The 22,808-nt window shown below is 60.9% G+C and carries 19 protein-coding genes and 1 tRNA gene; 13 read left to right on the top strand and 7 right to left on the bottom strand.

From position 1 onward, the window contains the following. Positions 1-33 precede the first annotated feature (33 nt). Entirely contained in the window at positions 34-1,296 is a 1,263-nt protein-coding gene (locus tag DUGA2_RS24875; RefSeq protein ID WP_070272103.1) for an HAD family hydrolase, read from the top strand. Positions 1,297-1,302: 6 nt separating this feature from the next. Here DUGA2_RS24875 and DUGA2_RS24870 read toward each other — a convergent pair whose 3' ends face one another. Both DUGA2_RS24870 and DUGA2_RS24865 read right to left on the bottom strand, forming a co-directional pair. Continuing rightward, positions 1,303-2,292 carry a DNA-processing protein DprA gene (locus DUGA2_RS24870; protein ID WP_070272102.1) on the bottom strand — a complete coding sequence of 330 codons (990 nt, stop codon included), beginning with the start codon at positions 2,290-2,292 and terminating at the stop codon, positions 1,303-1,305. A 240-nt stretch (positions 2,293-2,532) separates the two neighbouring features. Continuing rightward, complete coding sequence (locus DUGA2_RS24865) at positions 2,533-4,005, bottom strand: HAD-IA family hydrolase (protein ID WP_070272152.1); 1,473 nt, start codon at positions 4,003-4,005, stop codon at positions 2,533-2,535. Between the two features lie 242 nt (positions 4,006-4,247). Here DUGA2_RS24865 and DUGA2_RS32905 point away from each other — a divergent pair, with 242 nt between their 5' ends. The 3 genes from DUGA2_RS32905 to DUGA2_RS32900 are packed head-to-tail and all read left to right on the top strand — an operon-like array spanning position 4,248 to position 7,262. Then, positions 4,248-5,108, top strand: a complete 861-nt coding sequence (locus DUGA2_RS32905; RefSeq protein ID WP_071658972.1) for a DUF5131 family protein — start codon at positions 4,248-4,250, stop codon at positions 5,106-5,108. A 28-nt stretch (positions 5,109-5,136) separates the two neighbouring features. Then, entirely contained in the window at positions 5,137-6,414 is a 1,278-nt protein-coding gene (locus DUGA2_RS24860) for a three-Cys-motif partner protein TcmP (RefSeq protein WP_070272101.1), read from the top strand. Further along, positions 6,414-7,262, top strand: coding sequence for a three-Cys-motif partner protein TcmP (locus DUGA2_RS32900; protein ID WP_071658971.1), 849 nt, complete (start codon positions 6,414-6,416; stop codon positions 7,260-7,262). The genes DUGA2_RS24860 and DUGA2_RS32900 overlap by 1 nt, the downstream gene beginning before the upstream one ends. A 786-nt stretch (positions 7,263-8,048) precedes the next feature. Here DUGA2_RS32900 and DUGA2_RS24855 read toward each other — a convergent pair. Together DUGA2_RS24855 and DUGA2_RS24850 are read right to left on the bottom strand one after the other, a co-directional pair. Next, entirely contained in the window at positions 8,049-9,062 is a 1,014-nt protein-coding gene (locus tag DUGA2_RS24855; RefSeq protein WP_070272100.1) for a site-specific integrase, read from the bottom strand. Positions 9,063-9,226: 164 nt separating this feature from the next. Beyond that, positions 9,227-9,311, bottom strand: a tRNA-Leu gene (locus DUGA2_RS24850). A gap of 106 nt (positions 9,312-9,417) precedes the next feature. Here DUGA2_RS24850 and DUGA2_RS24845 point away from each other — a divergent pair. Next, complete coding sequence (locus tag DUGA2_RS24845) at positions 9,418-11,112, top strand: mechanosensitive ion channel family protein (RefSeq protein ID WP_070272099.1); 1,695 nt, start codon at positions 9,418-9,420, stop codon at positions 11,110-11,112. On the opposite strand, the gene DUGA2_RS24840 is transcribed toward DUGA2_RS24845, so the two are convergent. After that, complete coding sequence (locus DUGA2_RS24840) at positions 11,063-12,322, bottom strand: voltage-gated chloride channel family protein (protein ID WP_070272098.1); 1,260 nt, start codon at positions 12,320-12,322, stop codon at positions 11,063-11,065. The genes DUGA2_RS24845 and DUGA2_RS24840 overlap by 50 nt on opposite strands. Before the next feature lie 117 nt (positions 12,323-12,439). On the opposite strand from DUGA2_RS24840, the gene DUGA2_RS24835 reads away from it, so the two are divergent. After that, positions 12,440-12,895 (top strand): hypothetical protein, encoded by a 456-nt coding sequence (locus DUGA2_RS24835; RefSeq protein WP_070272097.1) that lies wholly within the window; start codon positions 12,440-12,442, stop codon positions 12,893-12,895. 16 nt (positions 12,896-12,911) lie between these two features. Here DUGA2_RS24835 and DUGA2_RS24830 read toward each other — a convergent pair whose 3' ends face one another. Beyond that, positions 12,912-13,151: a DUF6566 family protein gene (locus DUGA2_RS24830; RefSeq protein WP_070272096.1), complete on the bottom strand. Its 240-nt coding sequence runs from the start codon at positions 13,149-13,151 to the stop codon at positions 12,912-12,914. Between the two features lie 89 nt (positions 13,152-13,240). Beyond that, positions 13,241-14,683 carry a M20/M25/M40 family metallo-hydrolase gene (locus DUGA2_RS24825; RefSeq protein WP_070272095.1) on the bottom strand — a complete coding sequence of 481 codons (1,443 nt, stop codon included), beginning with the start codon at positions 14,681-14,683 and terminating at the stop codon, positions 13,241-13,243. Between the two features lie 136 nt (positions 14,684-14,819). Here DUGA2_RS24825 and DUGA2_RS24820 point away from each other — a divergent pair, with 136 nt between their 5' ends. The 7 genes from DUGA2_RS24820 (at position 14,820) to DUGA2_RS24790 (ending at position 22,787) form a co-directional block, all read left to right on the top strand. Beyond that, the gene (locus DUGA2_RS24820) at positions 14,820-15,350 is read left to right on the top strand and encodes a GNAT family N-acetyltransferase (RefSeq protein ID WP_070272094.1); all 531 of its coding nucleotides are present in this window, start codon (positions 14,820-14,822) and stop codon (positions 15,348-15,350) included. A 141-nt stretch (positions 15,351-15,491) separates the two neighbouring features. Continuing rightward, the gene (locus DUGA2_RS24815) at positions 15,492-15,926 is read left to right on the top strand and encodes a glycine zipper 2TM domain-containing protein (protein WP_008447760.1); all 435 of its coding nucleotides are present in this window, start codon (positions 15,492-15,494) and stop codon (positions 15,924-15,926) included. A gap of 108 nt (positions 15,927-16,034) precedes the next feature. Continuing rightward, positions 16,035-17,072 (top strand): serine/threonine-protein kinase, encoded by a 1,038-nt coding sequence (locus DUGA2_RS24810; RefSeq protein WP_070272093.1) that lies wholly within the window; start codon positions 16,035-16,037, stop codon positions 17,070-17,072. Between the two features lie 167 nt (positions 17,073-17,239). Further along, positions 17,240-19,528 carry an FtsW/RodA/SpoVE family cell cycle protein gene (locus DUGA2_RS24805; RefSeq protein ID WP_229214765.1) on the top strand — a complete coding sequence of 763 codons (2,289 nt, stop codon included), beginning with the start codon at positions 17,240-17,242 and terminating at the stop codon, positions 19,526-19,528. A 3-nt stretch (positions 19,529-19,531) separates the two neighbouring features. Beyond that, complete coding sequence (locus DUGA2_RS24800; protein WP_070272091.1) at positions 19,532-21,136, top strand: hypothetical protein; 1,605 nt, start codon at positions 19,532-19,534, stop codon at positions 21,134-21,136. Positions 21,137-21,153: 17 nt separating this feature from the next. Further along, the gene (locus tag DUGA2_RS24795; protein WP_070272090.1) at positions 21,154-21,690 is read left to right on the top strand and encodes an SH3 domain-containing protein; all 537 of its coding nucleotides are present in this window, start codon (positions 21,154-21,156) and stop codon (positions 21,688-21,690) included. An 89-nt stretch (positions 21,691-21,779) separates the two neighbouring features. After that, positions 21,780-22,787 (top strand): PP2C family serine/threonine-protein phosphatase, encoded by a 1,008-nt coding sequence (locus DUGA2_RS24790; protein WP_070272151.1) that lies wholly within the window; start codon positions 21,780-21,782, stop codon positions 22,785-22,787. The last annotated feature ends 21 nt before the right edge of the window (positions 22,788-22,808 follow it).

Raw genomic sequence — 22,808 nt, 5'->3', positions numbered from 1 at the left:
GGACACACCGTTGAGCTGACAGGAGCAGATGCTATGTATAACTTCCTTATCTTCGATCTAGACGACACGTTGGCGGCGACTGGGATGCTCGAACATTTCCGGGGTGCCGCCAACGTCGGAAAAAACACTCAAGAATACTCTCATGCCTTGCGAGCTAGCATTATGTTGGCAGGTCTGCAACCAAGTATTCCCCAGCAATTCCTGCTAGAGCTGAAGGCCGAGAAACCTCATGCCAAGTTCGCTGTCGTTACGACCTCACCAGTCTCTTACGCGCTAACACTACTTGATTACTTTTATCCGCAATTTGCATGGGACGCCGTTGTCGGCTATGAGAACGTCGCGCGCACCAAGCCAGATCCCGAAGGACTATACCAGGCGTTCGAGCGTGCAGGGTGCGACCCTAATTGGAATCGCGATTCCATTGTCCTCATCGGCGACAGCATTAAAGACGTCACTGCCGCTTACCGCTCAGGTATCAGAGTCATCTTGTACACCGCTTGTTGGCCTCAGCAACCCGGCACTGAGCGCTTCAAAGCTGCGAACTTGCTACCAGATGCCCAAGTGAAGACGCTCGAATCGTTGCGCGATGCAATAGACAACCCAAACGACCGTTTGCCGGCTTTTGAACTCGCAGTAGCTGGGGCTCAATTCGGCAATGTCCGCAGTCCAAAGATTAACCATTTTTGCAACCATCCGGACGAAAGATTGCCTAACGGCCGATCTCCCAGTGTCTCAGTGTATACACTCGGCCGACTGTTTGCAGAGTACAAAATCATTGCTGAGCGCCGAGCTTGGCATTTGCCAACGCAACAAATTCACGATCATAAAAATGCATCGCGGTTTCCAACTGCCTGGGTCATAGCCATTCTGCAGGCTGTAGGCAAACTTGCACGCGAACTGCCTGCCGTGGTTTTCGGATTCACTCCGCTCGTGTTCACTTGCATACCGCGCAAACCTAACCGTCCTCCCCGCTTGGAGCTTCTACTACAGCAAGTACAGGCTGAGTATCAACACATCGGCGCAGGAGACTACGAATTCGCGCCTGCGGCGCTAGTCTACGACATTGGCGCCCTCTCCCATCACGGCGAACATCTAAAAGGATTGCAGCGCTTCGAGAACGCCAGAGATTTTCTTCGCGTTGCAAATCCTGAGCAAATCCGCGGCAAAACAGTTGTCGTGCTGGACGATGTTGTGACCAGCGGCGCCTCGCTGTTTTACGCCGATAAAAAGCTGAAAGCGGCGGGGGCTAACTCGGTAATTTGCCTCGCGCTAACCCAGACCATCGGCGAGGTTTGAGCGCGACTAAGCAGTTTGCTCGAGGACACTTGGCTTCACACCAAGCGGAAGCACAGAGGCAAGCTGGCAAGCCAACAGTTCATAGTCATTACGGCCTTCTAGCACGACCACGCGGTTAATATCTTCTGGGCGGCATTTAAGAAACTTACTGCTTTCGGTAGTGCTGCTCTGAATGATCTTCAGGTTTCCTCGAATCTTGGGTTCGCGCGCGGCCTGGTCTTCGTCCGTTGGACGCGGCACAACTAAAAAACGGCCATAACGCAGGGCTGCACGACTGGCGTGCCAACTACCGCCCTGCTCGTCAGATTGGACCATGACAACGCAAGTGGCAAGTGCCGCCTGAATACGGTCGCGCTCCACAAAATTCGATGGGAAGGTCCTGGAATTGTAAGCATATTCGCTCAGCAAAATGCCACCAGCTTCAACGATCTGCTCTGCTAAGAGCTTGTTTTCTTTGGGATAGACGGTGTCCAAGCCGTGCGCGAGTACCGCAACTGTGCTCCCTTTGTTCTCCAGCGTACATTGATGCGCAATCGTATCTATGCCAAGTGCTAATCCGCTCACGATCTGCCACTGGTCTGCGACAAAATGCGCTGTAATTCTCGCCGCTGTGACGATGCCGTGGCGAGTCGGCTCACGAGTGCCAACCACCGCAACGGATCTGTGGGTGAAACGCGCTGGATCGCCTCGAACGAAGATAATCTCTGGACGATCTGCAACATTGGCCAGCAACTTGGGATACTTGGAATCGAGCGCCGACAAGATGAAATGCCCATTCTTTTCGGCCAATTCAACATCACGATCAGCCGCTCCTTTGGCATCGCTCCAAGCAGCCGTCCCCTTGCGAAGCGCCTTCAGTTCAGGGAAATTTTCAGCCAACTCCTCCAGTTCCAGTTCAAAGAACATGCGGTCAGAAGAGAGATCGCGCAAAGTCTTCCTACCGACACCCGGCAATTTACCGGCAACAAGGAGTTTATAGGTGAAAGATGAAATCATAAAAGCTGCTCTACTTGTGGATCGAAGACGGCAAGGTCGAGCACAGTTAGCATCGCACATTGAGAAGGCGTGCCAATGGGCCTCGGATTTGACATACCATCATCATACTGCACAATATATTCCTCCCCCAACCTTGTTAATGCTCCGGTCCGTTCAGCAGCTGCGGAGACCTATGACGAAGAACAGTGATCTTGCCACCGCATAACCGGCCGGACCTCTCTGGCTGCACTCAAAAAGTATTCAGTTTTTCTCCAGAGTGAAGTTTTCTGCGTGACTACACTGCGGCGTCTCTCTGTATCCTGTGCAGCCCCAGAACGGTACGCCGGTACGGCTATTCGGTTTGACGACCATGTCTCGGCCGCATTTGGGGCATGGTTTCTTGTAGAACGGCTCGGTGTGCTTGCATAGGGACGCTTCGTCCCGAAATCCGCTGCATCCCCAAAAACGCACCTTTGTCGTCGGATGCTTCTTAATGAGCATCGACCGGCCGCATGAAGGGCAGTCCTTTTCGTGAGCAGCCACGCTAACCGTTTTCGCTAGAGCGACCCCGAACGCCGCTTCAGCACCGTGCTCCGTCACGAGCTCGCGTGCCCGAGCCATGGTGGAGCCAGTGGTGATGACATCATCGATTACTAGGACGCGCTTGCCCTCGATGACAGATGCCGCGCGGACATTGATATGCAGCGAACGAGAGGCTTCCATGTGCCTCTCATTCCGGCCCAGGGTTTTCTGGCTGCGCGCGTCGGCAGAATACTGGAACAAGTCGGGAACAAATACCGGCTTCGCAGTGTCAACACAGATAGCCTGGACTTTCGCAAGCAGGTTTTCTAAGCGAGGATGCTTACCACCTTTGGCTGGGATGACGGTGACGATGTCGAAGGGTTTTCCGCCCCCGAAGCGCGATTCACCACCGGCCTTAATCACGTGCGCGACCATCTCACTCACGTAACCCGGAAGTTCGTAGTTTGGCGTCTCGTCCTTTTTGATGATCTCCTTCGACAGCGCGTGAGAATCGTGGAGCACGGCTGAGACCTCTGACTTCTGCCCGAAGTAACGGCCCAGACAGAAGGTGGAGAGCTCGTCCTCCATGGTTACGACGTTGCCGTCGTCATCCAGCGGCAGGAAGTAAACACCGTTCCGTTTGAAGGCTGCAGTACCGAGCTCAGCACAGCGCTCGGCGAAGAGTCTGTATTCCGACGGGTCGGAAAAATGATCTGAGAGCATCGTGGACGAAAGCTCTATGGCCGGCGCAAGTGAAGTACCTTTCTTCGAGGCCCAAGAGGCCAGGATTGGAGTGACACCTGCAGCGTACGCAGCCTCAATGTCCTCATTTGTGTCGCCGACATACAGCACGTCCTTGTTTGCTGGCACCCCCAGCCGCTCAAGGGCGAGCTTGAGTCCGGTCGGAGATGGTTTGGCACCGGCCGCTTTAACGTCTGTGTAGGTCACGACGGTGGAAAAGTACTGCCCGATGCCCAAATGATCGAGCAAGACGCTCGCATACTTCCGGCCTGAATTCGTCACAATCCCAAGCTTTACCCCTTGCGTGGTAAGTTTCTCTAGCAGTTGCTGGACTTGCTTGTAGGGCTTGATCGGCGCGAGAACTTCCTGCGTCAACGCATCATAGTCGTGGGACTCTCGAATGTCGCGGATCCGTTCTGTCGGGGCCAAGGTATTGTCTAGATCGAACAGTACGCATCGAACAGCGGCCATCTGTGATTCCTTCCGTTGCAGCAGGATAATAGTGAAGTCGTTACTTTCAGCAATCATAGCGCGGACGACAAGGTATGGCGACAGAAAGTTTGCCTGAGCGCTGGCGCAGCCAACGACGCAGTCATTCGAGATAAAGTCACTTCGCAGACATTCCAACTTACAGCGTACAGCAAACTAAATTGCCAACTTGCCACTGGATGAAGACACAGTATAATTAAAATTCATCCTAAGGCGGGCTGAGCATGGGTAAAGAGACATCAATTGAATGGACGCATCACACCTTTAACCCTTGGTGGGGTTGCGTCAAGGTGTCAGCTGCTTGCGACCACTGCTACGCTGAGACTTGGGCGAAACGACTAGGCGAGGACGTGTGGGGACCGAAATCCGATCGGCGCTTTTTCAGCGAAGCGCACTGGAAGGAGCCCCTGAAATGGGACGCTGAGGCCAAAGCCCAAGGTGTTCGGCGCCGCGTATTTTGTGCATCAATGGCAGATGTGTTCGAGAATCGTCCAGACCTGATATCACATCGGTTACGTTTATTTGATTTGATAAAAAACACTCCTCATCTGGATTGGTTGTTGCTTACCAAGCGAATCCATTTGGTAAAAAAACAGTTGCCGAAGGGGTTTCAATTTCCTTCTAATGTATGGCTGGGTGCAACGGTAGAAAATCAAGCGTCGGTCAATAAACGAATTAAGTATCTATTAGAATTTACTTCGCCGTCCGTTCGGTTTTTATCGTGCGAACCGCTTCTAGGGCCGATCGACATAAGCAATTTTCTTCGAAAGGGACCTCTGGGAACAAGGGTAGATTGGGTTATAGCCGGAGGAGAGTCAGGGCACGGCGCTCGGCCAATGGAACCACATTGGCCAGATGATCTTCGCAAGCAATGCAGTGCCGCCCGAGTTCCGTTCCATTTTAAACAATGGGGGCATTGGGCACCGATTGAATTGGCTGGGGATGCGGTCACTCGAAGGACAGTAATCCACATAGTGCAGCATAGAGGTGAGGCGATTACACTCGCTGCTGTAGGAAAGGGTAAAGCAGGGCGTTCACTGGGCGGCAAGCATTGGGATCAACTCCCGAAAATGCGCAGGGCGTAACGAAATCCCTTACGATTGAAAGGCTCCCTTGGCAAAGAAGCATTACGATTGGGCGAACGGTCCCGCAGAGCTGGATGCTCATAGCTTAACAAAGCATGATGTCCTGGTCGGCTATCTTTGCCGCTACTTCGAACAACGGACACTCAATGCTAGAGGAAGAGAACTCTTCCGAATTACTTTGGTAGATGGTTTTTGCGGAGGCGGTCTGTACACCATTCGTGGTACGGGGCGAGAAGCGTTGGGATCGCCGCTGCGAATGCTCGATGCTGTAGAAGAGGCAAAAATTCGAGTAAATCTGGACCGCACAAAACCTTTGAATCTCGATGTCAAATTCGTCTTTATCGACAAAGATGAAAGCGCTATCAAATTTTTAAGCAAAGTCCTAGTTGATAAAGGATACGGCGCAGCAATCGGTACCTCGATCCACTTAATTCGTGAAGAATTTGGTGTGGCGTCACCGTCAGTCATTGCTCTAGTCAAGAAACATACTCCTAGAGCGGGGAAAGCACTTTTCTTCCTTGATCAGTATGGATACAAGGACGTTCCTGCCCCGCTTATTCAGTCCTTATTTGCTTCGCTTCCGAACAGCGAAGTTGTCCTAACCTTCCATGTATCATCCTTTGCCACATATACCAATGACGAGTTCACGGACCAAGTGAGCGCCAAGCTAGCAATCGATATCCGGTCTGAGTTGCGAGGGCGAACAATTGAGGAGTTGAAGCACAGCGACGCAGACTGGCGTAGGCTTATTCAAGGAGCGCTGTACCAGGCGTTAGTCAGGGACTGCGGAGCCAAATTCTTTACTCCTTTCTTCATACGAGGAAAAGGCAGTGGCCATGGCGAATATTGGTTGGTTCACCTTTCGCAACATCATCGCGCACAAGACGTGATGAAGCAGGTACATTGGCAACATCAGAACCATTTCATTCACTACGGTGGCGCCGGCCTAAACATGCTTGCCCCACATACCATGGGATTTCGCCAAGAGTTTACCGGAGGGTTCCAATTCGACGACGTCGCTCTCAAACAATCCAATAGAGCGCTCCTTCAACAACTCGCCGATCACATTTTTTCGAAAAACCAACCGACTACTATAGGCGACCTATACGCGTCTACATGTAACACATCGCCTGCTACATCCAGCATGTATAAGGACGTCCTAGAAGTTTTGATTGGCGAGAAAGATCTACTTGTCACATCCAGCGAGGGAAAACCAAAGAATTACGCCAGGTACATGAGCGATACCGACATAATTGAACGCAGCCGTCAAACCAGTCTATTTCCATTATCATTCGAGACAAAATAATGGCCTTTTCGCTTGCACACGATATCGACCCCTTCCCCGCGCTGGCAATCGAACGGGGCCGCACCGGAGAAGGCGTGGGTATCTGGGTGCCGGAGATGAAACATACATTTTTGGCAAAGTACATTGAAGGTACTCGACAGGCACGAAAGAAATTTCCACAACGGGTATTTCTAGATTTGTTTTGCGGGCCTGGACGTATTCAAGTAAAGGGCGAGTCAATCACCCGATATGGTGGTGCGCTGGTAGCGTGGCAGCACTCACAACTTGGCGGAGCCGCGTTTACCGAGTGTTTTATAGGCGATATTGACCACGACCGAGCGAGGGCCTGCGGAGATCGTCTGCGGGCCGTCTCAGCTCCGGTGCGCGTGTTCAACGGCCCCGCAGACGCTACGGTCCATTCTGCTGTCAAAGTTGTTCCTCAAAACGCTCTTTGTCTCGCTTACCTCGATCCGTACAATCTTCAGTATCTCTCATTTAACATTATAGAAAAGCTTGCCACACTAAAGCATATAGATATCGCCGTGCATTTCAGCACCATGGACTTGCGTAGAAATATCTTTATGGAATTCAATGAGGACCGAAAGCGGTTCGATATGACTGCTCCTGGATGGCGTAACCACATTGATCCCGCTGCATTCGTACGTGGGGATGCTGATGAGGCATTCTTTGACTACTGGTGCTCTCTAATTACAAACCTTGGATTTACAATTAGCAAAAGGATGCCCTTAGTTCGCGGCGACAGAAATCGCCCTCTGTATCACTTGGTTTTTTTCAGCAGGCATCCACTGCCGAATCGTATATGGGGAGATGTCGCTCAAGGTCCAAATAGAGAACTAGATTTTGGTTAAACAGTATCGGTCTACAGCAGATTCTGCTTGTCCCAGACAGTCACGTCAGCGAAACCCAGCGAGCCGAGCCTCCGCATGTCGATGACTGGGTTCTGAAGGCAGCAAGTCTGCACCGATGGGCTGCTGCCGCCATTCACATTGGGTAACGCGCATCCCTTTGACAATCAGTTGGGCTCTTTGTAGCTTTGAACCCATTCGATCACCTCCCTCGCGTTGTAAAGTGGCTGTGCCCTCCCCGATTTAGTTGGTAAGCGTATCGCCTTAGGAAAGCCAGGAAGACAAGCCATCCGCTCGCGCACAACTTGTGGATCACGCTTGAGGTACCGAGCGATCATTGTGATGTCCCATAGATCAACGGACAATGGGATTGCCGGCCGCACGTACCCAGCCAAGGCTTCAGCCAGCCGCTCGACAAATTCCGTGTCATTCATGATTTGTCTACCTATGTTATGGCTTCGCGCAGAACTTCGCGCGGTCATTTCACACATGATGAGGCCAGCTATCTAGCAGAGATATAACCCACATCAATCTTCTGCCAATTACATGCAAAAAACATTATAGAAATTGAAGCATGGAATCCGTCCGAGGCCACCGGTCAACCGACGTACAGTCTTCGCTCGATCTGAGGATGGTCTCAACGGTCCAATTTGCACGCCCGTCGACAATAATCGATAGCGGTACATTTGAGCGAAACTCCCGTCCCAAAAAAACCTAGGGCTTCAGCGTCCGCCAATGCCCTTCGATGATGCCACGGTGCGCAGTGCAAATGCCGAAACCTGGATCAAATTACTGCAGCTTCTTAGACAGCTCTTCGGCAGTCTCATTGTAGTAAGTCTGAAGCTCGTTCAAGTCGCGGTGCCCGACGACCCTCGCCAATTCAAGCACGTTTAGTTTTTTTGCGAGTCGCGTGATCGCCTCGTGCCGGGTATCATGGAATTTCAAGTCTTCGATCTGGCATCGCCCCTTCGCCTTGCGGAACAAGGCGTCCAGACTCGCAGCGCTGATGCCGAACAGCGTGTCACCGGATGGCATCAACGCGATCAGATCCAGCGCACGGCTGGACAAAGGCACGTCACGCTTGGTGCCGTTCTTCGTTCGAGGAAGGTGAGCCACGCTCCCTTTGATGTCACAGCGCTTCAACCCGCAGATCTCACCGGCGCGCATCGCTGTCTCTATCGCAAATAGAAATGAAACCGCGACGGCAGCACTCTTTGTACTTACAGGACCTTCGTCGAATCCTAGTGCCAAGCAGAGACGTTCAATTTCGTCTTGGCTGATACGACGATCGCGCGGAGGCGAGCCTTTCGGCCTGCGTACGTCGGTGGTCGGACTTTTGGCGATCCACTTCCACTCACGGCGCGCGGTCGTGAACACATGCGACAGAAGATTGAGTTCGCGAATCACTGAAGCGCCCAGGACCTTATCTGCGAAGTTCGCGGCAGCGGTACCGCGAAGCCGTTGGTCACGCCACTGGCCAAGTATGTCGGATGTGACTTCGCCCAGAGGCAAACCACCGAGCCGCCGGCCCGCGATAACATGATCGGCGATGGCTGCGAGCCTATGCCTCTCCATGCGATGGCCGCGCTTATGCACCGACACCTCGCGCAAGTAGCGACCGAAGGCATCGTCCAGCGTTTTGACGACGGCTGGTGCGGCGTTCTCTCCTGAGCGAATCTGGGTTTCGCGCGACGCCGCCCAAGCCACTGCTTCCGCCTTGGTCGAAAACGTCTTGGAATGACGCACCCCAGCCAACGCCACCTGCGCGCGCCAGCCACTCCCCGATTTCTTGATGCTCGCCATGATATTGATGACTGCGTAAATCGTGCGTAAATTATGCGTAAAGCGTATCCGAAAATAGCGGTTTTAAGCGCACACTTGTGTGATTTCCCACAAACAAAAAACGCCATAAACCCCTGATTTACAAGGCTTTATGGCGTTTTATGATCTTTATCAAAAAAGCGGACTGGTGCTCCGAGCCGGAATCGAACCGGCACGCCTTGCGGCGGGAGATTTTAAGTCTCCAGTGTCTACCAATTTCACCATCGGAGCGACAGAGCCCGTGATTATGCCATGAACCGCCCACAACTGCCATACCGGCAACTGTCGAATCCGATAACATGGCATCATTGCTAATATCTACGCCACAAGGAAAGTCATGACCGTTCTGCGCCGCCTGCTCTTCGCGATGCTCTTGATGCTGTTCAGCGGCCTCGCCCCCGCCGCCGACACCTCCGCCCTCCCCACTCCGCAGACGACCACACCCGCCGTGGCCAAGCTGGTCTTCGCCAACCGCACCATCTTCGTGTTCCGCTCCGCGCTGGCCGGCTATCCGCCGGAAGACCGCGCCGACGGCGCGCACAAACGTCTGGAGGCCGCGCTGGCCCGCAACGGTGCACAGCAACCAGGCGTACATCCGATCAGCGAAGGCACGCAGGTGACGCTGGACGGCGCCCTGCTGTTCCTCGTCACGCCGGCCGACATCAACCCGCTGGCCGGCGACACCACCGACAGCGTGGCCAACGAAAGCGCCGCGATGCTCGGCAAGGCTTTACTGGAGCGCCGCGAACAGGCCAGCCCGCGCTACCTGCTGATCGCGGCGGCGCTGTGCGCGGCGGCCACCTTGACATACGGCCTGATTCTGCACGGCCTGCGGCTGATGCACCGCTGGGTGGGCAAGCGCTCCACGCAGGCGATCAGCCGCCGCCTCGGCCAGGTCAAGCTGAAAAACGTTCGCGTGCTCGACGCCGAACACTACGTGGCCTTCATGCGCCAGCTGGTCAACCTGCTGATCTGGGGCCTGCGCCTGATGGCGACCTATCTGTGGCTGGCCTTCGTGCTCGGCAAAATTCCCTACTCGCGCAGCTGGGGCGAGCGCCTGCAAGACTACTTGATCGACATCGTCGCCAGCGTCGCCCAGGGCGTCATCGAAGCGCTGCCCGGCCTGGTGCTGGTGGGCGTGATCGCCGCCATCGCGCGGCTGGTGATGCTCACCGCAGGCTCGGTCTTCCAGCGCGTGGAAAGCGGCGAGCTGCAAATCGCCTGGCTGGACCGCGACACGGCCACGCCCACGCGCCGCATCTTCAACGTCGTGATCTGGTTGTTCGCATTGGCGATGGCCTACCCTTACCTGCCCGGCGCGCACACGGCTGCGTTCCAGGGAGTGTCCGTGCTGGTAGGCTTGATGGTGTCGATCGGCGCGTCGAGCATAGTCGGCCAGGGCGCCAGCGGTTTGATCCTGATGTACGCGCGCTCGCTGCGCAAGGGCGAGTACGTGCGCATCGGCGAATCGGAAGGTACGGTGGTCGAACTGGGCATGTTCGAAACCCGCCTGCGTACCGGCCTAGGTGAGGAGATCACCATGCCCAACGCCTGGGTGCTGTCCAACACCACCAAGAATTATTCACGAGCGCACGCGGGCACCGGCTATGTACTCGACACCACCGTCACCATCGGCTACGACACGCCATGGCGCCAGGTGCATGCGATGCTGGAACTGGCCGCCACGCGCACCGAGGACATCGCCGCCACGCCCAAACCCTACGTCATGCAGATCGGGCTGTCGGACTTCTACGTCGAGTACCGGCTGGTGGCCTATGCCACGGTGGAGACGCCACGCCGTCGCGCGGAGGTGCTGAACCAGCTGCACCAGCACATCGTCGATGTGTTCAACGAGTTCGGCGTGCAGATCACGTCGCCGCACTTCACGCAGGAACCGGCCGTGCCGCATGTGATCCCGAAAGAGCAATGGCATCCGGCGCCGGCCGTCGCGCCTATCGATCTGGCGCGGGACGAACATCACATCACACCGGCGGCTTCGGATCGCGCGCCACCGGCGGGAGGCGGTGCTTGAGCATGCCCACCTTCTGCGCTCGGTAGATGCCGGCATGGCCGGAGAACAGATAGGCCACCACGCAGGCCAGCGCCGCGTATGGCCCGATCTGCGGGCCGAATAATTCGATCGCCATGATGGTCGAGGCCAGCGGGGTGTTGGCAGCGCCCGCGAACACGGCGACGAAGCCCAGCCCCGCCAACATGGGGAACGGCAGATGTAGCAACGGCGCCAGCGCGTTGCCCAGCGTCGCGCCGATGTAGAACAGCGGCGTCACCTCGCCTCCCTTGAAGCCGCTGCCCAAGGAGGCCACGGTGAAGGCGAACTTGCCGATGAAATCCCACGGCGCCAGCGGCTGCTGGAACGCTTCGACCATCACCGGAATCCCGAGGCCGATGTAGCGCGTACCAACCAGCCACACCGCCAGCGCAACCACAACGCCGCCGATCAGTGGACGCAGCGGCGCATACGCCACATGGCGCTTCATGAAGGCCGACGCGGCATGGGTGGCTTTGGCAAACAACATGCCGGTCAGCCCGAACACAATGCCGGCAACCAGCACGGCGGCCACGCTCCAGAATCCGATCGTCGCGATGCCGCTCATCGCGTAGTGCGTGTGGTGCACGCCCCACGCCATGCCTACCTGGTCGGCGACGATGGCGGCCACCATGCAGGGATAGATCGCGTCGTAGCGCATGCGGCCGATGGCCAGCACTTCCAGGCCGAAGATGGCGCCGGCCAGCGGCGTGCCGAACACGGAGGCGAAACCGGCGCTGATACCGGCCATGAGCAGGATGCGCCGCTCGGCGTGGCGCAGGCGGAATACGTGGGTGAGCTGGTCGGCCAGGGTGCCGCCCATCTGCACGGCGGTGCCTTCGCGGCCGACGGAGGCGCCGAACAGGTGCGAGATCACGGTGCCGATCAGCACCAGCGGCGCCATGCGCAGCGGGACGACGCTCTTGGGGTCGTGGATTTCGTCGATCAGCAGATTGTTGCCCGCTTCGACGCTGCTGCCCAGCTTCAGGTACACCCAGCCGATCGCGAAGCCGGCCAGCGGCAGCAGCCAGATGATCCACGGGTGCGCTTGGCGCCAGTCGGTCGCGCGGTCCAGGGAGAACAGGAAGAAGGCGGAGGCTGTGCCGCTCAGCAGAGCAATCAGACCCGCGATGAAGGTCCACTTGCCGATATACGGCAGCAAGGCGATTTGTTCGGGATAGCGGCGTGATTTCATCTGAATTGCATACTAGCAAATTCGCCAGATAGCGGCAATCAGACGACCGGGATGGAACGAATTCAGCGTTAACAGGTCCAACACTTCATCCGTGACAGCCGGCAGGAGCATTGCAAAATGGAAGAGCGCATTGCAAGACTTGAAGCCATATCCGACAGCACCGTTGCAGCAGTCGCTGCGCTGAGGACCGACATGAACGATCGATTCAAGCTGGTTGACGTGCAACTGGCCGAGCTGCGCCGACAAAAAGTCGAGACCGACGTTATATTGGGCAGGCTGGACGCTCAGGCGGCCCAAATCGCCGACCTGCGGCAGTATATAGATGATCGTTTTGAGCTAGCCCGTGCAGAAACGAATCTGCGTTTCGATAAGATCGATCTGCGTTTCGATCAGATCGATCTGCGTTTCGATCAGGTCGATCGTACCTTGGAAGAGCACGCCCACCAGATCGAAGACTTGCGATCTGAATTCAAGGACTTGCGATCTGAATTCCGCTACGTCACGCGATGGATCATAGGCATCCAGTTCACCACGCTGCTATTCCTGGTGGGCTTGGCTGTAAAGACTTTCTAGCCAGCCTGAACGCAGCTCAGGCCAGCCGCACCAGCGGGTTGGCGATGATGTTGTCGATCTGCCGTATCGCCTCGTCGCAGGCGGCGGCGATGGCTTCGTCTTCGGTGTCGCGCACGAATTGCATGGTCGCGCCTTCGAACACTTCCACGCCGTCGGCGCCGGCACGCTCGATGTCGCAACTGGCGGTCCAGCGGCGATCAGTGGTCGGCAGCGCGGTGGGCACGATCTCCCAACCCTTGTAATGAATCTTGTCCATGACGGTCTCCTTGTTAAGTAAGCAGACTATCACGAGGAACAGCCGCGCCGCGCACGGATGCGCGCGGCCTCGGCCTTGGCCTCTGCCGGTCAGTCGTCCTCGGCGTCCTGGTGCGCGGTGCGGCCGATCGGCTGTTCCATGTTCGCCAGGAACCAGCTCAGCGAAGTCATCACGGCGACGTGGCGCTTCAGCTCCAGCGGGCTGACCTTGTCCAGCGTGTCGGCCGGCGTATGATGGTAGTTGAAGTAGGCAGAGGTATCGACCATAGGCTCGAACACCGGCACGCCTGCGCGCTCCAGCGGACCGGTATCGGCCGCGCCGGCAATGTCGCGCCGCTCGAACAGGCCCGCGCCGATCGGCGCCAGCGCATCTTTCAACGGCGCGAAGTACTTCACCATCGGCGGCGTCACGCTGCCTATGAAGCCGAACGGACGGCCACCGCCGCTGTCCGACTCGATGGCGGCGAAGTGTTTATCCAGCTTGTCCTTGTTCGCTTCAAAGTAGGCCTTGCCGCCACGGGTGCCGTTTTCCTCGTTCATCCAGGCGATCACGCGGATGGTGCGGCGCGGATGCAGGTCCAGTTTTTTCAGCGTGCCGATCACACCCATCGCGCCGGCAACGCCGGTGCCGTCGTCGTTCGCGCCGGTGGCCAGGTCCCACGAATCCAGGTGGCCCGATACGATCACCACTTCATCGGCCTTGTCGGTGCCCGGCCAGTCGGCGATGACGTTGAAGCTGTCGGCGTCGGGCAGGTTCTGCGGCGTCAGCGTCAGGTGCATCTTGACCGGACCGCGCGCCAGCAGGCGGTCCAGCAGCAGCACGTCTTCGGTGGTGATGGCGGCGGCCGGGATGCGCGCGCCGTCGGTCAGGCCGGTGACGCCGGTATGCGGAATGCGGTAGTTGGCGCCGCCGACCGAACGCACCAGCGCCGCCGCCGCGCCCATCTCCGCCGCCACCTTGGGACCGATGTAACGGAAGCCGGCGCCGGGGCCGTAGGCCTGGCCGGCGTGGCCACGGTCAGCCAGCTCCTGGTCGAACGGCACGTCCATCAACACGATGCTGCCTTTCACCTGGGCCGCCTTGGCCTTCAGTTCATCAAGGCTGCGCACCACCAGCACCGGCGCGGTCAGGCCGGCGGCTGGCGTGGCGCCGGAACCGCCCAGCGCCGTCAGCACGATCTTCTGCGTGATGCCGGCCGGACGGCCATTGTAGTCAACCAGTTCCGCCGTCTCCACGCCGCGCACCCAGTGCGGCACCTTCACCGGCTGCAGCGTCACCTTGGCGCCCAGCTTGCGCATGGCGGCGGCCACCTGCTCCACCGCCGCAGCGGCGCCCGGGGAACCCGACAGGCGCGGCCCGACCAGATCGGTCAGGTCGGCCAGGCGCTCGTAGGCCCAGTCGTCCTTCATCGCGCTGTCGCGGATCTTCGCCAGCGTGGCCGGGTCGTTGGCCGGCGCGGCGATGGCGCCGGCGCTCAACAGCGAGCCGGCAAGGACGGTCAGGGACAACGGGAGTGCGAAGACGGATTTCATGCGTTTCCTAAGAATGAGATGGGTAAGTTGCAAGAACGATCTAAACGATAACCTATCGTGGAGATCTTGTCATCAATGTTGATTTGTCATGGCCGTTGCACTACCATGAAAGTTCAACTTTGCGAAGAAGGCGCCTATGCTCAAGGGTTCACTCTGCACCGTACGTCACCTGCTGACGGCCGACCTGAACGCGTTCATCGCGCTGGCCAACGACCTGCCCTCGCGCGGCGACCATTTCTCTTCCCACTTCAAATCGCCGGAAGCGATGCGCAAGGAGTTCGCGCAAAACAGCTTCGTCACCGACGACAGCGAGCTGTTTGTCATCGAGGACAGCCTGCACCACGTCGTCGGCGTCATCACCCATTTCAAGAGCCGCACGCCGACAACGCGCGAAATCGGCTACCGGCTGTTCGACCCCAAGCTGGCCGGGCGCGGTTACGTGACCGAGGCCTGCAGGCTGCTGGTCGACCATCTGTTCAAGGCCTACCAGTACCACCGGCTGGAACTGCTGTCCGCGCCGGAGAACGAAGCCTCTGTACGGATCGCGCTAAAATGCGGGTTCCGCGCCGAAGGCACGCTGCGCCAGAGCTTTTTTATCAACGGCAGGTACCAGGACGTGCAGGTTTTCAGCCTGCTGCGGCCGGAATGGGAGGCCCGGCGGGGCTGAAGGCTAATTGTTACAAGCCATTACCGGATAGCCCGTTTTGTAAGCATGTGTATAAGACATGGCGTATTTCTACCCAGGCTATATAGTGAAGTCGCTGGCTAACGAATCATTCCGATCCGGGCCATGGCAAGGGGAACTACCATGTTGAGCAAAAAATTGATGGGTGTCGCGTTACTGGCCGCAGCAGCAGTATCGTCGTCGGCCTACGCAGGCGACCGTGATTTCAACACGGTAGCCGGTGCTGTGGTCGGCGCCGCAATCGGCCACAATGCCGGCGGGCGCGATGGCGCCATCGTCGGCGGCCTGGTTGGCGCGGCGGTCGGCAACAGCATCAGCACCAATGACCGCTATTACGATCGCGGCGGTCGCGGTGGCCGTTATGTGGAGACGCGTGTGTACACGCAGCCCGCACCGGTGTACTACGAGCCGGCTCCGGTCTATTACGCACCGGCGCCACGCTACTACGCCCCGCCTCCGCGCGTGGTGTATGTTGAACCGGCCCGCCCTTACTATCGCGAATACCGCGAAGAGCGTTGGGAACGCCATCACCACCATCACGATCGCTGGGACCGTTAAGCTCCCCGCCTGAGTAAAGAGCCTCGCCCCTGCGAGGCTTTTTTTCGCCTGTGCGGTTTTCTCCTCCCCCCGCTAGCCCAGACCAACGGCGCGGGCCGAGGGGAAATCATGACGACAGCAGACGCAATCATCGCTTTGGAACTGGGCCACTACCGGCTGCGCGAGCAGATCGGCGGATCGGCCTACGGCATCATCTGGCGCGCCAGCGGGCCTCCGGCCACGCGCGACGTCGCCGTCAAGTTCATCAACCGCGAGCAGATGGAGCGTGCCCTGCCCGCCCAGCGCGACCGCTGGATCGCCAGCGCGAATAACGAAATCGGCTTCCTGCAATCGCTGGAACCCTGGGACGAGCGCCACATCGTGCGCCTGCTCGACAGCGGCTGGCATGAAGGCCTGCCCGTCATGGCGCTGGAATTGATGGCCACGGACCTGGGCAAGCACATGGTCGCGCTGAAAGGCCGTGGCGAGACGATTGCGCTGCCACGCATACTCAATTGGCTGGCCCAGATCAATCAGGCGCTGGCCAAGGTGCACCAATACGGTTGGCGCTACCTGGACCTGAAACCGGCCAACGTGCTGCTGGATTGGGACCTGGGCACCGTCAAGCTGGCCGACTTCGGCACCAACCGCCAGTTGGGCGATCTTCAAGTTCACTCGTATGCCGGCACCGCCAATTGGCAGGCGCCGGAGCAGTTCTTCCCGGCCGAGGGCGGCGGTTACGCCACCGGCCCGCGCAGCGACTATTTTTCGCTGGGCGCGATGTTCTACTTCCTGGCGACGGGCGGCCTGCCGCTGCGCTTCTGCACCGACTGCGGCCAGGCATATCGCGAACATCACACGGCCGGCGCTGATCTGCTGCGCCGGCTGAACGGTGGCGCGGTTCCGACGGCGCTGCACGCGGAGGAAGCGGCGCGTTTCGCGGCAGCGATTCCGGCGCCGGTGCGCGATGCGGCGCTTGATCTACTGCGGGCTTTGCTGCATCCCGATCCGGCGCAACGTCCACGGCACGCGCTCCAGATCAGCCGCATGCTGCATGCGATCCAGGGCGTCAAGCCGGAGCGCGGCGCGTTCCACGCCGCCGATCCGATTCACGGCATGAACCGTCCAACCGCCGATAACGGCTGGCGTCACATCAGGAGCGCATGATGGCGATCTCTTTGCGCCTGCCTTTCATGACGACGCCAGCTGCCCGGCCAGCGGCACGCTCCCCAGTGCCCCGGGCCGCATTCGACAGGCCAAGCTTCGGTGAACTTTTCGCTGCGATTGTCCGCGCAGCGGCGCGCAACACAGGCCTCGCCGTAACGCTCTCGCTATTGATACTGCTGTGCGGCCTGCAGGCGCTGGCCTTGCTGCGCGCCCCGGCCGCGTGGATGCCGGCCGCCATTACAGTCAAGCTGGCGCCGGGCGAAGCGCTTGCGCTGGGTCAGCATGAACTGGCGGCGCCGCAGTCCGACCGCAACCATCTGTCGCTGCGCCGCGATGCGCAGGATGGCTGGATGCTGCGCAACCTGAGCGCGACGCGCCAGGTGATACTGCTGCGCGACGGCAGCGAGCAGCGCATGGGCAGCGTGCCGCTTCAGGCGGGCCAGCGCTTCCAGATCGACAGTGCGCTGTTCGAGGTCCGGGCTGCCGATGCCGGCAGCGTCACCTTCGCGCGCGACGGCCACGAATGGCGTTACGACGGCGCGGTGCTGTATCGCGACGGCCATCAACAAGCCAGTTGCCCGGAATCGCATGTGGCGTCCAAGCTGCTGTCGCTGTGGAACCGCGCCATGCCTGGCTTGGTGACGATAGCCCGTCCGCTGTCCTTCGGCGGCAACCTGTATTGCGACAACCGCCTTGGCCTGGCGCAGGTGACGTCCGGCGCGGCGCAGCTTGCGCGCAGCAACGGCGGACTGCAGCTCTCGGCCGGCAATCCCGATGGCGACCGCGCGGCGCTGCTGGTGCATGGTGTCGGATCGCCGATCGACTTGCGCAAGCAGGAGGCGTCGCTGGCCGGCGTGAACGCTATCGTGGTCGGGCATACCCGCTTCCAGTTGAACGCGGACGGCGGCCAACTGACGCTGCACCCCAGCCGCCACGTCAGCCTGTTCAGCGCACCGGACCTGAAACTGCCGGAGCACGTGTCGTGGCAATGGCAGCAGCGAGCACTGTGGGATGGCGGCCAATCGACCGCCATCTGGATCGGCCTGGCCGCCAGCCTGGCGTGCATGGCCGCCGCCCTAGCGATTGCCGCGATCCGCCGTGGCGGCACCGCGATGCTGCTGGCTGCTGGCGGTGTGCTGGCCTGTGGCGTGATCGCGCTGGTGTCGCAGCGGGCCGGCCATGCGCCGAGCGCCGCCTGTTCGATGCTGCTGGCCGCCAGCGCCCTGCTGTTGTGGCTTGCGCTACCCGGCCGCCTGACGCTCCTCAGCGCCGCCGGCGTCATTCTGCTGGCCGCCGGCCTGCTGTCGCAACTGGAGCTCGGCCTCGGCGCGCCCGAATCATCCTGGCTGCGCTACTACCAGAAAAGCGCCGCCATGCTGGCGATAGGCGCCGGCCTGGGCGGCCTGCTGCGCCTGTGGGCACAACGCCAGACCGCGCACCGCGCCCATCTCCAGCAACGCAGCATCGAATGGCTGCTCGCCCTGTTCGCCGCCACCGCGCTGGCTGCGCTGGCCGCGCAGGTATTGTGGGGCGACGAAACCGGCGTCTTCGATCTGCAACCGGTGGAGCTGGCCAAGCTCGCCCTCACCGCCCTCACCGCACACTGCCTTGCCCTGCGCTTTAGCTGGCACGCCGGACCGCAAAAGCTGACCGAACACGGCGCCCGCTGGCTGCAACTGATCGCCCCGGCGCTGCTGTTCCTGGCCCTGCTCGGGCTCTCGCTGGTGCAGGTGGACGACTTCTCGCCACTGATCCTGCTGCTGGTGTGGAGCACCGCCATGGCCTTCGCCTACGCCCTGGCGGCCTGCAACCGCAAGCTGGCCGGCGCGCTGGCCGCCATGGTGCTGGTCGCCATCGGCGCCATCGTCTACCTGCGCTGCGCCGGCACGGACGACCTGATACGCTGGGGCTTCTACGCCGACCGCTTCCTCGTCTGGCTCAACCCCGCCGAACACCCCCACACCGGCCAACAACTGCTGCTGGGCGCGCGCGCCATCAGCGACGGCGGCTGGCTGGGCGCCGACCACTGGCTCGGCCTGCGCTCGCTCGGCATGACGGCCGGCGGCGCGGTGCAGATCCCCGCAGTGCAGGACGATTTCGCCGCTTCCTTCTTCCTCAACCGCCATGGCCTGGTCGGCGGCCTGCTGTTGTGGGCAGCGCAAGCCGCTTTCCTGGCTGGCATCGCGTTCACGGCAGCCCGCGCCTACCAGGCCGGCGCGGCGGCGCGCGACTTCCGGCACGCGTGGTCCGGGCGCTTCCGCTACTTCGCCTTATGCGGCGGCGGCGCCTTCGTGCTGGGCCACTTCCTGCTCTCCTGGGGCACCAACCTGGCGATCTTCCCCATCATGGGCCAGCCCATGAGCTTTCTCTCGGCCGGCGGCAGCCACCTGCTGTTTTTCCTCTGCCCCCTGCTAGCGTTTAGTGCCATCAGCGCGCAATCTTTAGAAGGAGAATGAATCATGCCGATCTATGTCCAACACGAAGTCCTGGGCCGCATCCCCGACGTCTTCAATGCCGAAGCGATCTGGCAGGCGCCCGGCCTGGCCTTGTTCTCGCGCCGCCCGCTGCTGCGCGACCTGCTCGAACGCAGCCCGCGCGAACACAGGGGCCGCGCCGCCACGCGCTGCTTCTCCCACGTGACGCTGATGCTGCCGCAGGAAGAAGTCGACGACGACTACCACCTGACCCGTGGCGCCCGCGCGCGCGACCTGGCGCAGACGCTGACCGCGCTGCACCAGAAGGACTTCGGCGACCTGCTGGGCGGCGACCAGGTGCGCTACGATGTCACCGGCACCTCGTCGCTGGCGCCGGGCGAGATCGAAGTCAAGTTCGGCCACGCCGTGTACCTGCCGGCGGCGGACGAGAAGATCCTCTACAACGTCAGCGTATCGCGCGACAGCGCGATCTGGCATCCGGTCTGCCCGATCTATCCCAATCAGCGACTGGCATTGATCGGCGGCGAAGGCGGCGAAGCGAGCTTCGTCGCGAGCGGCTGGCCGTTCGGCCCGGACGGCGCCATCCTCATCATCAACGACGGCCCGGATGCGCCGCCCGTGGTGCAGGTGCGCCCCAAGGATGCCTACGATTGCCGCTTCGATCCGCGCAGCGGCTACTACACCATCAAGTCCCTGCGCGAAGCGCCGGGCGGCAGCCCGCGCCTGATGCTCAAGATCGCGCGTACTTCCGTCTCCGCACCGCGCCCACAAGCCAATGCGGCCGCAGACGCCATCAGCATCAATCCGGTCTGCGCCGCCGTGCGTGACGTGCAAGCCGCGCCGAGCGCCGGCGTCGCCGCCAAGCCGGCTGTCTGGCAAAGCCGCGCCGGCGGAGGCGCCTCGCCGGACATGACGGCGATCCCGGTCAGCCACAAGCCTGTCAACAACGCCGGCGAGAGCGACGCCACCTACGCGCCGGTCTCGCAACAGCGCGTCAGCCTGGTGGCGCTGGCCATGCCGCGCCTGAGCCGCTACCGCGACACCGGTGCGCAAGCGATGGAGCTGCCATTCAGCCGCGCGCTGGCATTGTGCACCGACGGCCGGCCGGCGATCAGCTTCGTCGTCGACGCCGCCGACGAACTGTATGCCTGCACCGCAGAGGGCCGCCAGCGGATCACCGCACCTGCCACGTTCACGCCGGTCGATACGCAGGCAATCCGCGTTCTGGCGGCCGCGCCGCAGATGGCGGACCGCTACCGCGCCGTGGTCTGCCTTGCGCAGCCGGTCGGCGCTTCGGTCGCGAGCGGCGCGCGGTTCACCTTCGGCCGCAACTCGCCCATGCTGGCCGCGCTGCGCCTGCTTGATTCGCCGCGCTTCCTCAAGCGCACCGGCGATGCCAACACCGCCAGCGCCGACCGCATCGGTCTGTCGCGCAACGCGTTCAGTTTCGAAGCGACGGCGCTGGGCTACAAGATCGGCCGGCTGAGCGCCTCGCAGGCCTTGTTCCATCTGGACGACAAGCTGGAATTCGTCGCCAGCATCGGCGATGCGGGCAACGATGCGCCTTACCTGCTGCCCAACGGCCATCACCTGGTGGCGGGCCATTATGTGCTGCGCTTCGACGCCTGAGCACCGAAGGAGCTTGCATGGAAACGGCTACACTCTACGCGGCGGGCGCCTTTGCCGTGGGGCTGGCGATCACGCTGTTCCTGGCCGCCTACCTGACGCCGCGCCAATGGTGGCGCCGTCCGAACGCGCGCGCGCTGCTCATTTCACTGGCCGGAGCGTGGGGGTTCGGCAGCCTGATACTGTACGCGGCGCACGCCCGCCCGGACGGCCACGACGATGCACCGGCCGTCGCCGCCACGTCCGCTGCCGCGCAGGCCACCGCCCGGCGCGCGGCATCCCGCGCCATCACGGCGGCCGTGGCGGCGCGGGATGCCGCATCGGCATCCGCGCCGACTAGCCTGATCGCCGGCCATCCATTTGCCGTACACCGCGACCTGAACCTGCGCGCCGCAGCAGGCGTGCACGCGGCCCGCCTGATCACCGTGCCTGCCGGCGCCGTCGTCACACCGACCGGCTTGCGCAGCGGCGACTGGTGGCAGATCAAAGCCAGCGTGGCCGGCCGCGAGAACACCGGCTGGGCCAACAGCCTGTGGCTGCGCCGGAGCGGCGAATGACGCCCGTGCGCGCCGAGGCGCGGTCCCACGCCAGCATATTTTCGGCTAAGCTGTGGCCTTTCGCCTCCCGCGCTGCGGCGCCCGCACCGATGACAAGAATTACCGACTCGCTGGACTTCGGTCCCGGCCTCGACGTGGCCGCGCGCAGCAGCGCCAGCATCAGCAAACTGCAGGCGCCCGAGAACCAGGACAACCTGCTCATCATCGACGCCACCGGCCGCGCCGCCTTCCTGCGCGACCAGATCCCCCACGGCGTCACGCTGCCCGACTGGCCGCGCGGCCACGTGCGCCTGGCCGTATTGGACGGCATGGGCGGCCACGGTCATGGCCGCGAAGCCGCCGAGGCCGTGGCCACCGGCCTGCTGCTGATCCCCGCCTGCGCCCGGCTGGAAGAACTCGGCGCCCGCCTCGACGCCCTGCACGCCCGCCTGCAGGAGCAGTTCCGCCGCCAGGGCGACGACGACAGCTTCCGCCGTCCCGGCACCACGCTGACGCTGCTCGAAATCCCGCCCGGCGCCGCGCCGATGCTGTACCACGTGGGCGATTCGCGGCTGTACGAAATCACCGCGCAAGCGGCCGATCCGCTGACGGTCGACCACGTGCCCGCCACGTCCTTCGCCATGCACGGCCTGCTCGGCGAGCAGGAATGGTGGCAGCAGGTGCACGGCGAACACCGCGCGCAGATCACGCAGGCCTACATCCTCGGCAACGCCTTCATCAATCCGCAGGTGCTGGACGACGGCCTGCTTCCGCTGGACGAGGCCAACCTGCCGCCCTTCCTGCGCCGCCTGGCCGACCGCCGCCTGCTGACCGTGCGCGCCGACGCTACCTATCTGCTAGCCACCGACGGCTTCTGGTCCTGCGGCCGGCCGCTGCAATGGACCGCCCGCTGGCCGGCGCTGCTGGCCCGGCCGGACAACGCGGCGGCAGCGCTCGACGCGCTCTTCAGCGACTACGCCGGCAACCCGCCGCCCGAACTCCACATCGACAACCTCAGCGCCATCGTGCTGCGCTTCGCCGGCGCACGCGCTTCCGCGCACGGCGAAAACATTGACGAAACGGCACTGCCTCACGCATCAATACCGTCGCATTTTTGATCACACGCGAGCGCCCGGTGT

It is taken from the genome of Duganella sp. HH101, from assembly GCF_001758795.1.
Taxonomy (GTDB): domain Bacteria; phylum Pseudomonadota; class Gammaproteobacteria; order Burkholderiales; family Burkholderiaceae_D; genus Rugamonas; species Rugamonas rivuli.
Note: the sequence above shows the minus strand (reverse complement) of the source record. Positions and strands in the feature narration are given on the sequence as shown.